This is a genomic window from Delftia sp. WSY_22, assembly GCF_043104185.1.
Lineage (GTDB): Bacteria > Pseudomonadota > Gammaproteobacteria > Burkholderiales > Burkholderiaceae_C > Comamonas > Comamonas tsuruhatensis.
In genome coordinates this window covers 544,758-557,832 of sequence record NZ_JBICKN010000059.1, presented here as the reverse complement: position 1 = coordinate 557,832, position 13,075 = coordinate 544,758, and the positions used below count along the sequence as shown (strand labels likewise).

At 63.0% G+C, this 13,075-nt stretch carries 10 protein-coding genes and 6 tRNA genes; 15 read left to right on the top strand and 1 reads right to left on the bottom strand.

Annotation, left to right across the window (positions count from 1 at the left end; genetic code table 11):
- Nucleotide 1 precedes the first annotated feature (1 nt).
- The 15 genes from ACF8NF_RS28295 (at nucleotide 2) to ACF8NF_RS28225 (ending at nucleotide 12,163) form a co-directional block, all read left to right on the top strand.
- Nucleotides 2–1,900, top strand: coding sequence for a hypothetical protein (locus ACF8NF_RS28295; RefSeq protein WP_392451689.1), 1,899 nt, complete (start codon nucleotides 2–4; stop codon nucleotides 1,898–1,900).
- Nucleotides 1,897–2,133 (top strand): hypothetical protein, encoded by a 237-nt coding sequence (locus tag ACF8NF_RS28290; RefSeq protein ID WP_013803266.1) that lies wholly within the window; start codon nucleotides 1,897–1,899, stop codon nucleotides 2,131–2,133. Before ACF8NF_RS28295 ends, ACF8NF_RS28290 begins: the two co-directional genes overlap by 4 nt.
- Nucleotides 2,134–2,476: 343 nt before the next feature.
- Complete coding sequence (tig, locus tag ACF8NF_RS28285) at nucleotides 2,477–3,787, top strand: trigger factor (RefSeq protein ID WP_016445087.1); 1,311 nt, start codon at nucleotides 2,477–2,479, stop codon at nucleotides 3,785–3,787.
- A gap of 135 nt (nucleotides 3,788–3,922) precedes the next feature.
- Nucleotides 3,923–4,531 (top strand): ATP-dependent Clp endopeptidase proteolytic subunit ClpP, encoded by a 609-nt coding sequence (gene clpP, locus ACF8NF_RS28280; protein WP_016445088.1) that lies wholly within the window; start codon nucleotides 3,923–3,925, stop codon nucleotides 4,529–4,531.
- A gap of 107 nt (nucleotides 4,532–4,638) precedes the next feature.
- Nucleotides 4,639–5,901, top strand: coding sequence for an ATP-dependent Clp protease ATP-binding subunit ClpX (gene clpX, locus ACF8NF_RS28275; RefSeq protein ID WP_392451688.1), 1,263 nt, complete (start codon nucleotides 4,639–4,641; stop codon nucleotides 5,899–5,901).
- Between the two features lie 120 nt (nucleotides 5,902–6,021).
- Entirely contained in the window at nucleotides 6,022–8,436 is a 2,415-nt protein-coding gene (gene lon / locus ACF8NF_RS28270) for an endopeptidase La (RefSeq protein ID WP_046240250.1), read from the top strand.
- A 103-nt stretch (nucleotides 8,437–8,539) separates the two neighbouring features.
- Nucleotides 8,540–8,615, top strand: a tRNA-Gly gene (locus ACF8NF_RS28265).
- Nucleotides 8,616–8,682: 67 nt separating this feature from the next.
- Nucleotides 8,683–8,758: transfer RNA gene (locus tag ACF8NF_RS28260), tRNA-Gly, on the top strand.
- Between the two features lie 57 nt (nucleotides 8,759–8,815).
- A tRNA-Gly gene (locus ACF8NF_RS28255) sits at nucleotides 8,816–8,891 on the top strand.
- 46 nt (nucleotides 8,892–8,937) lie between these two features.
- Nucleotides 8,938–9,011: transfer RNA gene (locus ACF8NF_RS28250), tRNA-Cys, on the top strand.
- Between the two features lie 383 nt (nucleotides 9,012–9,394).
- Nucleotides 9,395–10,159, top strand: a complete 765-nt coding sequence (locus tag ACF8NF_RS28245) for a M48 family metalloprotease (RefSeq protein WP_016445158.1) — start codon at nucleotides 9,395–9,397, stop codon at nucleotides 10,157–10,159.
- Nucleotides 10,160–10,298: 139 nt separating this feature from the next.
- Nucleotides 10,299–10,374 (top strand) — tRNA-Gly (locus tag ACF8NF_RS28240).
- A 99-nt stretch (nucleotides 10,375–10,473) separates the two neighbouring features.
- A tRNA-Leu gene (locus ACF8NF_RS28235) sits at nucleotides 10,474–10,564 on the top strand.
- A 328-nt stretch (nucleotides 10,565–10,892) separates the two neighbouring features.
- Nucleotides 10,893–11,519 (top strand): DUF6806 family protein, encoded by a 627-nt coding sequence (locus ACF8NF_RS28230; protein ID WP_013803265.1) that lies wholly within the window; start codon nucleotides 10,893–10,895, stop codon nucleotides 11,517–11,519.
- Between the two features lie 32 nt (nucleotides 11,520–11,551).
- Nucleotides 11,552–12,163, top strand: a complete 612-nt coding sequence (locus ACF8NF_RS28225; protein WP_126311847.1) for a M48 family metallopeptidase — start codon at nucleotides 11,552–11,554, stop codon at nucleotides 12,161–12,163.
- A 1-nt stretch (nucleotide 12,164) separates the two neighbouring features.
- On the opposite strand, the gene murI is transcribed toward ACF8NF_RS28225, so the two are convergent.
- Nucleotides 12,165–13,055 carry a glutamate racemase gene (gene murI / locus ACF8NF_RS28220; protein ID WP_016445161.1) on the bottom strand — a complete coding sequence of 297 codons (891 nt, stop codon included), beginning with the start codon at nucleotides 13,053–13,055 and terminating at the stop codon, nucleotides 12,165–12,167.
- Nucleotides 13,056–13,075: the final 20 nt, after the last annotated feature.

Below are 13,075 nucleotides of genomic sequence, written 5' to 3'. Positions count from 1 at the left end.
TATGGCACGCATCGAGCTGATCTTCCATCGCCCACCAGCTGCTGGCTCACCCAGCCAGATGGTGTTCGGCAACGAGGACGATTCGGACCCGGGCTCGACTCAGGACGCAGTCGCACGGATGGCCATCCGGCTGCCGGGGACGAGCGTGTCCATCGGTGCCTTGCGTCGCAAGACCGCTGGCGCCGGCATTCGCCTGCCTGGGGCACGCATGGCGCTTGGAGCGGCGTACCAGACGCGCACCGACAGGCCGGCCGTGGGGGGCACATTGTCGGGATTTGAAGAGGCCGCCCCGGCACAGGGCGGCCTGGTGTCTGTCTGCCAGCAGGCGGCCATTGCCGACAGGGGCACGCAGATTCGCGGTTGGCGAGCGCTGCACGCAGGCGCGGCCGCCGTGCAGCGCTGGCAGGACTCGGCGCGCCTGCGCCTGACCACGCGCCAAGGCATGGGCTTTGCCATGGACGTGGGGGGACTCACGGCCCAGGCCTGGCAAGAGGGTACGTGCTTGCGCCTGGCCACGCGCCAGGGCCTGGCCAACGCACTGGCTGGCCAGGCGGTTGTGCTGCAGAGGTTCCAGGAGGGCATCATTTTGCGCCGTGCCATGCGGCAGGCTTTCAGCGACGGCCTCTGCGAAGGTGTCTGGCACGCCAGCAGCATGGGCGATGCCCGGGTGCTGGGCATCGTGATGGGCGGTGCCCGCCATCAGGACGCCATGGCGCCGCTGCCCGGCGTCACGCCGGGCCGCCCTGTCGATCCGCCCAAGCCGCCACCGTGCTATCGGCCGCCGCCGGGTGGGGCCGTCGAGCTGGCGTTCTCGAGCGTCTGGAGCGAAAGCTCCGAACTCGTGTTCATCTGCTGCAGGCCGGGCACGGATCCCCAACCACCCCGCTATGTCATCCCGCAACTGAAGGTTTACATGACAGTACACACGATGGAGGCAGCCCTGCTGCCGGGCATGGAAGCCGTTGCGCTGAGCGATGTGACGATCGCCAGCGATGACGACGGCTTCGGATGGAGCTTTTCGGCCAATGGTCCGGAACACCTGCTGGATCAACTGGCGCCGTCCGGGGGACTGCCTGCACGGCTGCGCGTGGTGGTCGATGGCATCGACTTCGTCTTTGTCGTACAAAGCCTGAGCCGCACGCGCAGCTTCGGCAACCATCGCGTGGCCGTACAGGGCGTGAGTGCCACCGCCTTGCTGAGCAGTCCCTACATGCCGGAGCAGACCTGGCTGAACACGGCGCCGGCCACGGCGCAGCAACTGATCCGCAATGCGCTGGAGTTCACCGGCGTGCAGCTGGACTGGAAGGTGTCGGACTGGCTGGTGCCGGCCGGCGCCTGGAGCCACCGTGGCACGCCGTTGTCGGCCGTGATGCGTGTGGCTGCTTCGATTGGCGCGGTGGTGAGCAGCCATCGTACGCAGGAGCGCCTGATCGTCGCGCCGCGCTTCGCACACCTGCCATGGAAATGGGCGGATGCGACGCCGGACGTGCGCATGCCGGCGGACGTCATCGTGACGGACGAGCTGCGGCCCGAGCCGCGTGCCGCCTACAACGCGATCTATGTCAGCGGCCAGGCGGGCGGCATCCTCGGTCACGTGCGCCGAGCCGGGACGGCGGGCAACAGCCTGGCTCCCCAGGTCACGGATGCCCTGATCACCGAGGCCGTGGCTGCACGCCAGCGTGGCGAGGCCGTGCTGGGAGCATCGGGCAACAAGCTGGTCCAGTCCATCACCATGCCCTTGCTTTCCGGTGGGACGGCGCCAGGCCTGATCCGGCCCGGCCAATTGATCGAAGTCGTCGATACCGACGAATCCTGGCGTGGCCTGGTCCGTGGAACCCGGCTCAGCGCTGCCATGCCCGTGGTGCGGCAGCAGATTACCGTGGAGCGTGCAACCGTATGAGCACCGTCAATCTCTTCAAGCGTCTTGTCCAACTGCTGCCTGACGAGCCTGTGCTCACCGGGCGGATCAGCGCGGTGCATGGCGACGGAACAGCCACGGTCGATCTGCCTGGCAATGGCCGATTGCGCGTACGCAATCCCCTGGGCAGCCAGGAGGGCGGCAGCGTCTATGTCCAGGGGCAGGCGATCACGGGTGAAGCCCCTCAATTGACCTATGTGCTTATTGATATCTAGGGGGGGCGCCAGGGCTTCGATGCAGGGTGATCGGCCGATTGGGTCCTGCTGCGGGGAGGCGCGGTCCCCGCGCTGCCGGCGCACACTGAAAACCGAGGGCAAATCCCCAATGCGGCCTTTCTGATGGGAAAAGCGCCTCGTTTATAATGTCCGGCTTCGCTTACATCACGGGTTGAGCGAACCATGTGCGGTCCCCAGCGGCCAGGCGCATGTGATGTAAGCCCTTGAAATCTGAGGTGCCGCGCGGCCGACTGGCTTTGGCTCGCGTTGCACCGTGACTTTTGCGCAATACGGTGCGGGCTGTACAGCAGCCGGCACGGTCCAATCCCTCATAGGAACAAACATGGCCGTTACTGTTGAAACCCTTGAAAAGCTCGAGCGCAAGATCACGCTGAGCCTGCCCCTGAACTCCATCCAGAGCGAAGTCGAGAACCGCCTCAAGCAAGTGGCGCGCACCGTGAAGATGGACGGCTTCCGTCCCGGCAAGGTGCCGATGAGCGTGGTGGCCCAGCGTTATGGCTATTCGGTGCAGTATGAAGTGCTCAACGACAAGGTTGGCGAGGCTTTCGCACAGGCTGTCAACGAAGCCAAGCTGCGCGTGGCTGGCCAGCCCCGCATCTCCGAAAAGGAAGGCGCTCCCGAGGGCGAGGCCCAGTTCGAAGCCATCTTCGAAGTGATGCCTGAAGTCAAGATCGGTGACCTGACCTCGGCCGAAGTCGAGAAGCTGACAGCCGAAGTGGACGACGCCGCCATCGACAAGACCGTGGACATCCTGCGCAAGCAGCGCCGCACCTTCGCGCAGCGCGCCCAGGCCGATGTGGCCGTGGACGGCGACCGCGTGACCGTGGACTTCGAAGGCAAGATCGACGGCGAGACCTTCTCCGGCGGCAAGGCTGAAGACTTCCAGTTCCTGGTCGGCGAAGGTCAGATGCTCAAGGAATTCGAAGACGCAGTGCGCGGCATGAAGGCCGGCGAGTCCAAGACCTTCCCCCTGGCTTTCCCCGCCGACTACCACGGCAAGGACGTGGCCGGCAAGACCGCCGATTTCCTGGTGACGGTCAAGAAGATCGAAGCCGCCAACCTGCCCGAAGTGGACGAGGCCTTTGCCAAGGCACTGGGCGTGGCTGAAGGCACGGTCGAAGGCCTGCGCGCCGACATCAAGAAGAACCTGGAGCGTGAAGTCAAGTTCCGCGTCCAGGGCCGCAACAAGCAGGCCGTGATGGACGCCCTGGTGTCCAAGGCCGAGCTGGAACTGCCCAAGGCCTCGGTGCAGGCTGAAGTCGCCCGTCTGCTGGAAGGCGCTCGCGCCGAGCTGCAGCAGCGCGGCATCAAGGACGCCGACAAGGCCGAGATCCCTGAAGACGTGTTCCTGCCCCAAGCCGAGCGCCGCGTGCGCCTGGGCCTGGTGGTGGCCGAGCTGGTGCGCGCCAACGAGCTGCACGCCACCCCCGAGCAGATCAAGGCCCACGTGGAAGAGCTGGCCGCCAGCTACGAAAAGCCCGAAGACGTGGCACGCTGGTACTTCGGCGACCGCCAACGCCTGGCTGAAGTCGAAGCCGTTGTCATCGAAAACAACGTGACCGAGTTCGTGCTGGGCAAGGCCAAGGTCTCCGACAAGGCCGTGTCCTTCGACGAACTGATGGGCCAGGCCTGAGGGTTTGAGCACCGCCTGCCTGCCGCTTCGTGAGATCGGCGGGCGGGTTGGCATCTGCGGGGCTTGTGCTTTGGCGCACAAGCCCCATTTTCTTTCCGGATACGGCTAAAGTAGCCCCCTAGTACTGGAGAAAACATGAGCGCATTGGAAACTCAGGGTTTGGGCATGATCCCAATGGTCATCGAACAGTCCGGCCGCGGAGAGCGGTCGTACGACATCTACTCGCGCCTGCTCAAGGACCGGGTGATCTTCCTGGTGGGCCCTGTCAATGACCAGACGGCCAACCTCGTCGTGGCCCAGCTGCTGTTCCTTGAAAGCGAAAACCCCGACAAGGACATTTCGTTCTACATCAACAGTCCCGGCGGCTCCGTGAGCGCCGGCCTGGCCATCTTCGACACGATGAACTTCATCAAGCCCGATGTGTCCACGCTGTGCACCGGCATTGCAGCCAGCATGGGTGCCTTCCTGCTGGCCGCTGGCACCAAGGGCAAGCGCTTTGCGCTGCCCAATTCCCAGGTCATGATCCACCAGCCGCTGGGCGGCATGCAGGGCCAGGCCACCGAGATCGAGATCCACGCCCGCGAGATCCTCAAGACCCGCGAGCGCCTGAACAAGATCCTGGCCGAGCGCACGGGCCAGCCGCTGGAAAAGATCCAGCACGACACCGAGCGCGACTACTTCCTGTCCGCCGACGAAGCCAAGGACTACGGCCTGGTCGATCAGGTGATCAACAAGCGCTCCTGAAGCCCGGAGGCTGTATAAGAATGGGCGGCGTTTTCCCCCTACGGAAAACGCCGCTTTCCATTTGGTTATCATCCTTTTCCATATTTCTGTAACAAGGCACCGACCCCATGGCCGAGAAAAAAGGCTCCTCCAGCGAAAAAAACCTTTATTGCACCTTCTGCGGCAAGAGCCAGCATGAGGTCAAGAAGCTGATCGCGGGTCCGTCAGTCTTTATCTGCGACGAGTGCATCGATCTCTGCAACGAGATCATCCGCGACGAGCAGCCCAGCACCGAGGCCAAGGACGGCCGAGGCGACCTGCCCACGCCCGCCGAAATCAAGGCCAACCTGGACAACTACGTGATCGGCCAGGACCTGCCCAAGCGCACGCTGGCTGTCGCCGTATACAACCACTACAAGCGCCTGCGTCACAAGGACAAGGCCGGCAAGGACGAGATTGAGCTGGCCAAGAGCAACATCCTGCTCATCGGTCCCACGGGCTCCGGCAAGACGCTGCTGGCGCAGACGCTGGCGCGCATGCTCAACGTGCCCTTCGTCATGGCCGATGCCACCACGCTGACCGAGGCCGGCTACGTGGGCGAGGACGTCGAGAACATCATCCAGAAGCTGCTGCAAAGCTGCGAATACGACGTCGAGCGTGCGCAGCGCGGCATCGTCTACATCGACGAGATCGACAAGATCTCGCGCAAGTCCGACAACCCCAGCATCACGCGTGACGTGTCGGGCGAGGGCGTGCAGCAGGCCCTGCTCAAGCTCATCGAAGGCACCATGGCCAGCGTGCCCCCGCAAGGTGGCCGCAAGCATCCGAACCAGGACTTCCTGCAGATCGACACGACCAACATCCTGTTCATCTGCGGTGGCGCGTTCGCGGGCCTGGAGAAGGTCATCGAGAACCGTACCGAGGCGTCGGGCATCGGCTTTGGCGCCACGGTCAAGAGCAAGAAGCAGCGCTCCGTCTCGGAAGTGTTCCAGGAGATCGAGCCTGAAGACCTGATCAAGTTCGGCATCATCCCCGAGCTGGTGGGGCGCATGCCCGTGGTCACGGCCCTGGCCGAACTGGGCGAAGACGCCCTGGTGCAGATCCTGACCGAGCCCAAGAACGCCCTGGTCAAGCAGTACAGCAAGCTGCTGGCCATGGAAGGCGTGGAGCTGGAGATCCGGCCCGCCGCGCTCAAGGCCATCGCCCGCAAGGCGCTGGCGCGCAAGACGGGTGCCCGTGGCCTGCGCTCCATCCTGGAGCAATCGCTGATCGGCACCATGTACGAACTGCCCAATGCCGACAATGTCGAGAAGGTGGTGGTGGACGAGTCCACCATCGAAGACGGAAAAGCACCGCTGCTGGTTTACCGCGAGGCGGCCAAGAAAGCCTGATGCGCCGCTGCCTGCAAAGGTCCGGCAGCGCAAGTCCCTGTGACCCGAAATCCTTTCGGGCTGCGGGGTTGAAATACACCGGTGGGCGGACCATCTTCCGCTGACAAACCGAGGATTCCCATGTCAGGACATACCCCTTTGCCTTCCACCCCCCTAGACCTGGCGCTGCTGCCGCTGCGCGATGTGGTCGTGTTCCCCCACATGGTGATCCCGCTGTTCGTGGGCCGCGCCAAGAGCATCAAGGCGCTGGAGCTGGCCATGGAGGGCGACCGCCGCATCATGCTGGTGGCCCAGAAGACCGCCTCCAAGGACGAACCCACGGCGGCCGACATGTTCGACGTCGGCTGCGTCTCCACCATCTTGCAGATGCTCAAGCTGCCCGACGGCACGGTCAAGGTGCTGGTCGAAGGTCAGCAGCGCGCGCTGGTCAAGCAGGTCATGGATGAAGAGACCCACTTCGTGGGCTCCGTCGTGCCCGTGGCGCCTGAGGCCGAAACCCACAAGCCCAGCGAGATCGAAGCCCTGCGCCGCGCCGTGACGCAGCAGTTCGACCAGTACGTCAAGCTCAACAAGAAGATCCCGCCCGAGATCCTCACCTCCATCGCCAGCATCGACGATGCCGGCCGCCTGGCCGACACCATCGCCGCGCACCTGCCGCTCAAGCTCGAGAACAAGCAGGCCGTGCTCGACCTGGTGGACATCAAGGAGCGCCTGGAAAACCTGTTCGAGCAGCTGGACCGTGAGGTCGACATCCTCAATGTCGACAAGCGCATCCGTGGTCGCGTCAAGCGCCAGATGGAAAAGAACCAGCGCGACTTCTATTTGAACGAGCAGGTCAAGGCCATCCAGAAGGAGCTGGGCGAGGGCGAGGACGGCGCCGACATCGAAGAGATCGAAAAGAAGATCAAGCTCGCTCGCATGCCTGCCGAGGCGCGCAAGAAGGCCGAGGCCGAGCTCAAGAAGCTCAAGCTCATGTCGCCCATGTCGGCCGAAGCCACCGTGGTGCGCAACTACATCGATGTGCTCACGGGCCTGCCCTGGAGCAAGAAGACCAAGATCAAGCACGACCTGGCCAATGCCGAGGAGGTGCTCAATGCCGACCACTTCGGCCTTGAAAAGGTCAAGGACCGCATCCTTGAATATCTTGCCGTGCAGCAACGCGTGGACAAGGTCAAGGCGCCCATCCTGTGCCTGGTCGGACCTCCGGGCGTGGGCAAGACCTCGCTGGGCCAGTCCATCGCCAAGGCCACGGGCCGCAAGTACGTCCGCATGGCGCTGGGCGGCATGCGTGACGAGGCGGAAATCCGCGGCCACCGCCGCACCTACATCGGCGCCATGCCGGGCAAGGTGCTGCAAAGCCTGGACAAGGTCGGCACGCGCAACCCGCTGTTCCTCCTGGACGAAATCGACAAGCTCGGCATGGACTTCCGTGGCGATCCGTCGAGCGCCCTGCTGGAAGTGCTGGACCCCGAGCAGAACCACACCTTCGGCGATCACTACGTCGAAGTGGACTTCGACCTCAGCGACGTGATGTTCGTGGCGACCTCCAACTCCATGAATATCCCGCCCGCGCTGCTGGACCGCATGGAAGTGATCCGCCTGTCGGGTTACACCGAGGACGAAAAGGTCAACATCGCCATCCGCTACCTGCTGCCCAAGCAGATCACCAACAACGGTGTGAAGGAAGGCGAGATGCGGGTGGAGGAATCCGCCATCCGCGACATCGTGCGCTACTACACGCGAGAGGCCGGCGTGCGTTCGCTGGAGCGCGAGCTGTCCAAGATCTGCCGCAAGGTCGTCAAGGGCCTGCAGCTCAAGAAGCTGGAGCCCACCGTCGTCGTCACTGCCGACAACCTGCCTGACTACCTGGGTGTTCGCAAGTACACCTATGGCCGTGCCGAACTGAACAACCAGATCGGCCAGGTCGTGGGTCTTGCCTGGACCGAGGTCGGCGGCGATCTGCTGACCATCGAGGCCGCCATCATGCCCGGCAAGGGCGTGATCTCGCGCACCGGCTCGCTGGGCGATGTGATGAAGGAATCGGTCGAAGCCGCGCGCACCGTGGTGCGCAGCCGCTCGCGCATGCTGGGCATCAAGGACGAGGCCTTCGAGAAGAAGGACATCCACGTGCACGTGCCCGATGGCGCCACCCCCAAGGACGGCCCCAGCGCGGGTGCGGCCATGACGACGGCCTTCGTCTCTGCGCTGACGGGTATCCCGGTGCGTGCCGATGTCGCCATGACTGGTGAAATCACGCTGCGCGGTGAGGTCACCGCCATCGGCGGCCTCAAGGAAAAGCTGCTGGCGGCCCTGCGTGGCGGCATCAAGACGGTGCTGATCCCCGAAGAGAACGTCAAGGATCTCCAGGAGATCCCCGACAACGTCAAGAGCGGCCTGGAAATCATCCCCGTCAAGTGGATCGACCAGGTCCTCAAGGTGGCGCTGGAACGTGTGCCCGAGCCCTTGTCCGAGGAGGAGGCCGCCGCCGTGGCCCCGGCGGAAACCAAGGCTGTGGAGCCTGCAGTCAAGCACTGAAGATGAAAAAATGTAGCGTTTTTCCTGAACCCTCCAAGAACTACGCTACAATTCATCCCATCGCAGCAAACGACGTTGTAGAATGTCAGGCTTCGATAGAAATGCGGGAATAGCTCAGTTGGTAGAGCGCAACCTTGCCAAGGTTGAGGTCGACGGTTCGAACCCGTTTTCCCGCTCCAGATTTCGAACATGCTTTCGGGTGTGTTAGGTTCTGGTGGCGGTTGGCTGCCAGAATGGATGATTCAAGCGGGAATAGCTCAGTTGGTAGAGCGCAACCTTGCCAAGGTTGAGGTCGACGGTTCGAACCCGTTTTCCCGCTCCAGTTTTGGATGTGCCTTGGTACGTTCGATTCAGGTGACGGGTAGTTGCTTGAATGTTTGCGGGAATAGCTCAGTTGGTAGAGCGCAACCTTGCCAAGGTTGAGGTCGACGGTTCGAACCCGTTTTCCCGCTCCAGTTTTTAAAAACTGCAGCAATGCTGTAGTTGTTTGATAGTGATCTTGGCGCGATAGCAAAGCGGTTATGCCCCGGATTGCAAATCCGGTTAGACCAGTTCGACTCTGGTTCGCGCCTCCAAAAATTCATTGCGAAAACAGTTCAAAAGGCCCTTCGGGGCCTTTTTCTTTTTCTGCGTCAGGATCATTGCTTGTCCTTGCTGTCTGGTTCGAGCCAGCCCCGTGCCCGGTCAAGCTCCATCTCTCCCTCTCTCTAAAGTTTCGGCACTCTGCGAGTGGTTCAGGGCTTGTTCTTCTGTGACATGAAGAGAATTCCATTCTGTAATTCATTGCCAGTTCGGTGAATTATTTTGTTTCCAATTGTTCTGCCTGGATCCTCGCCGCGAGCGTGCTTATTGGAAGTTGATTGGAAAATTGCAAAAAAGTGCAAATGGCTTGCCATTGGCAGTGGATTCAATTGGCCGGTCGTGGATATGATGCGCGCTTCATTCATCGGGAGGGATTATGAAGATCAAGCTATTGACGGCGATTGTTGCCAGCGGCGTGGTGCTGGCGGGTTGTAAAACCATGGAGTCCGCTGATGTGGGCGGGCTGCTGGATTCAGGCTCCACGGCCATGAAGGCCATGACGCTCACGGATGACGATGTGGTCACGCTGTCCAACGACTCCTGCGCGGCCATGGATGCGCAGAACAAGGTGGCCGATGCCAAGAGCAAGTACACGGTGCGGCTGAACAAGGTCATTGCCAGCATGCCGCAGGCCGTCAATGGGAAAAAAGCCGTCTACAAGGTCTATATGACGCAGGACGTGAATGCCTGGGCCATGGCCAATGGCTGCATTCGCGTCTACAGCGGCCTGATGGATCTGATGAACGACGATGAATTGCGTGGCGTGATTGGCCATGAGATCGGGCATGTGGCGCTGGGTCATAGCAAGAAGCGCATGCAAACGGCCTATGCGGCATCGGCTGCGCGCTCGATTGCAGCCAATAGCGGCAATTCGGCGCTGGCCTCGCTGTCGCGCTCGCAGGCCGGAGATCTGGGTGAGAAGTTCATCAACGCCCAGTTCTCCCAGTCCCAGGAGTCGGCGGCTGATGACTATTCCTTCGACCTGCTCACGGAAAAGAAGATGAGTCGCCAGGGCCTGGTCACATCGTTCCAGAAGCTGGCCAAGCTCAGCGGTGGCAGTGGCGGCAGCTCCATCCTGAGCTCTCACCCCCCGTCTGAACAGCGCGCCAAGCGCATGCAGGACCGCATCGACGGCAAGTAAGCGACGGCATGGAGCGGGCTGCTGTGCGGGTGGGCATTGATCCGCTTCGACGTGGATTTTTTCCGGACTTGGTCCGGAGTGCCGGAAATCTGCGCTAGAATTCAAGTCTGCTCTGTGAGGCGCACAGCTTGACAGATATGCGGGAATAGCTCAGTTGGTAGAGCGCAACCTTGCCAAGGTTGAGGTCGACGGTTCGAACCCGTTTTCCCGCTCCAATTCAGAAAAAAGGGAAGCGGTAACGCTTCCCTTTTTCGTTGGTGCTGCAGTTCGCAGGCATGAGCAGCTTGCGTTGGCCTGTGACGCTGCGGCGCAGGGCCCCGATGGTGAAATTGGTAGACACTGCGGACTTAAAATCCGCCGCTTCCGAACAGGGGCGTGCCGGTTCGATCCCGGCTCGGGGCACCATGAGCTATGTGCAGCAACGTTCTGATGCTGCAATCTTTGTAGCAATTTTGCGTTAAGGCGAATGCTGCGGTTGCGCAATGTTTCGCGGCGCTGCGCAGTGCATGTTGCTGGCTTCGTGCTCTTGCAGCACCGCATTGTGGCCATGCGCCGCCAAGTCCTTGCCGGCTGCATTACGTGCGAGAATCCCTTCATCAGGCCCCGGGCTGCTTGCCTGGATGGCGCGGCTCGGGCAGACAGTGATGGCGATGCCTGCATGCGTTCCGTTGACATTGATCGTGGCACATGGTGCGGCGTGACAGGTGTGGCCAAACTCATCCCAGACGAGAACATGTCGAATTACAACGCTCCATTTGAAATCCACGTGCACGGCCAGGTGCTGCTGCGCCCCGACACGACCTACGAGCAGTTGCAGGAAGCGCTGGGCCCGCTGTGGAAGTATGCGGGTGCCCGCTCCCTGGCCGATGGCGCTGGCAGCGTCTACGAAGAAGAGCCCGGCATCCAGTTCGATACCAAGGAGCGCCTGCTCCAGGTGTGCTGGACGGTGCGCGGCGATGAGGACTTCCGCCAGTCGCTGGACGACATGTGCATGGGCATCAACGAGCTGGCCGAGCAGGGCGCTGCCATCGAGGTGACCTTCTACGACACCGAGTTCGACGAGGAAGAGGAGTCCGAAGAGGCCGAGTCGCGCGACGACTTCGTCATGCTCTTCGTGGGCCCGACGCCCGCGGCCATCATGCAAGTGCAGCGCGACCTGCTGGTGCAGGACGTGGTCAACCTGATGGAGCGCCATTTCGACGGCTCCGAGCTGGGTGGCGTGGTGCAGGAGATCGACAAGCTGTTCTCCCAGCGCTTCGACGCCCTGGTCAGCTCGCTGGAGATCGGCAAGCCGCCGCGCGGCATGGGTGGATCGGGTTCGGGCCACGGCGGCAACCGCCGCCCCCGCCACCTGCATTGAGCGCAAGGCGCTGCCCCGCGCAGCGTACAGCCATGGCGGCACAGGCCAGCACGCCCAAGTATTCCGGAGCAGTCACCGAGACCGTGCGCCGCCAGCGCGAGCAGCGGCGCGAGGTGGCCGGTGGCGCGCTGCCGCTTCCCTACCTGTCCGCCTACCCGGCCGCGCTGCAGTCACAGGTGCGTGGCTGGCTGGCCGATGACAAGGCCGAGGCCTGGCTGCTGCGCAAGCATCCCGAGGCCCATGCCGTGCGCACGGACAAGAGCCTCTATGACTACGTGGATGCCCTCAAGGGCCGGCACATGCGCAATGCCGGCACGCTGAACAAGGTGGCCTACGACGGCCGCATCCATGTGGTCCACAACGCCCTGGGCCTGCACACGCGCCGCACCGTGGTGCAGGGAAGCCGCCTCAATGCCCGGCATGAGATCCGCATCGGCGCACTGTTCAAGCAGGCGCCCGAGGCTTTCTTGCGCATGATCGTCGTCCACGAGCTGGCCCATCTGCGCGAGCCCGATCACGACAAGGCCTTCTACCAGTTGTGCACCCACATGGAGCCCGAATACCACCAGCTGGAGTTCGAGTTGCGGCTGTACCTGAGCTGGATGGACCACTCGGGCCGGCGCCTGTGGCAGGCGCAGCCGTGATTCAAGCGGCCGTGGGGATGGCGCTGGATTCGCCGACCTGAACGGACGAGCAGCATTGCGCGGGCAGATCCAGCCAGCGCGATGCGGCGGACTGCAGGGCCTGCAGCGATCCCGTGGTCATCAACCGGACCTGGCCCTCCGCCGCGGGCAAGGGTCCTGTTTCGCTGGCCAGGGTGCCCAGGCGGTCCAGCACGCGCCGCGTCTGGCGGGCCACCGGGGCACCGGTGTCGATGAACTGGATGTCCGGCCCCAGCAGCGTGCGCAACTGCTCGCGGGCGAATATGTAGTGGGTGCAGCCCAGCACCAGGGAATCCATCTCGCCCGTCTTCTGTCCGAAGCTGCCCAGGGCATTCACATACCTGGCGCACAGGCGCGCGACCTCGGTGGCCATGGGGTCGGCGGGAACGGGCTGCTCCGTGCTTTCCTCGATGGCCTTGGCCAGTCCGTCGCAGGGCTGGACATGAAATTGCACGCGCTGGCCATGGTCGGCCACCAGGCGCGCAAAGCGTGCGCTGCTCACCGTGCCGCGCGTGGCCATCACGCCCACGTGGCCGGTCTGGCTCGATAGCGAAGCGGGCTTGATGGCGGGCTCCACACCGATCAGGGGCAGTTCGGGCATTTCAGCGCGCAGCATGTCCACGGCAGCGGCCGTGGCCGTATTGCAGGCGATCACCAGTACCTTGATCTGGTGCTGCTCGCACAGGTGGCGCGCAATGGTGCGCGTGCGCTGCTGCACGAAGGCGTCGCCGCGTGCATCGCCATACGGTGCATAGCCGCTGTCGGCCAGGTAGATGAAGCGCTCATGCGGCAGCTCATGGCGCAGCGCCTGCAGCACGCTGAGGCCGCCGATGCCGCTGTCGAAGACGCCGATGGGAGAGGCCGGGGAGGTCATGTGGAGATGCGGATAAAGGC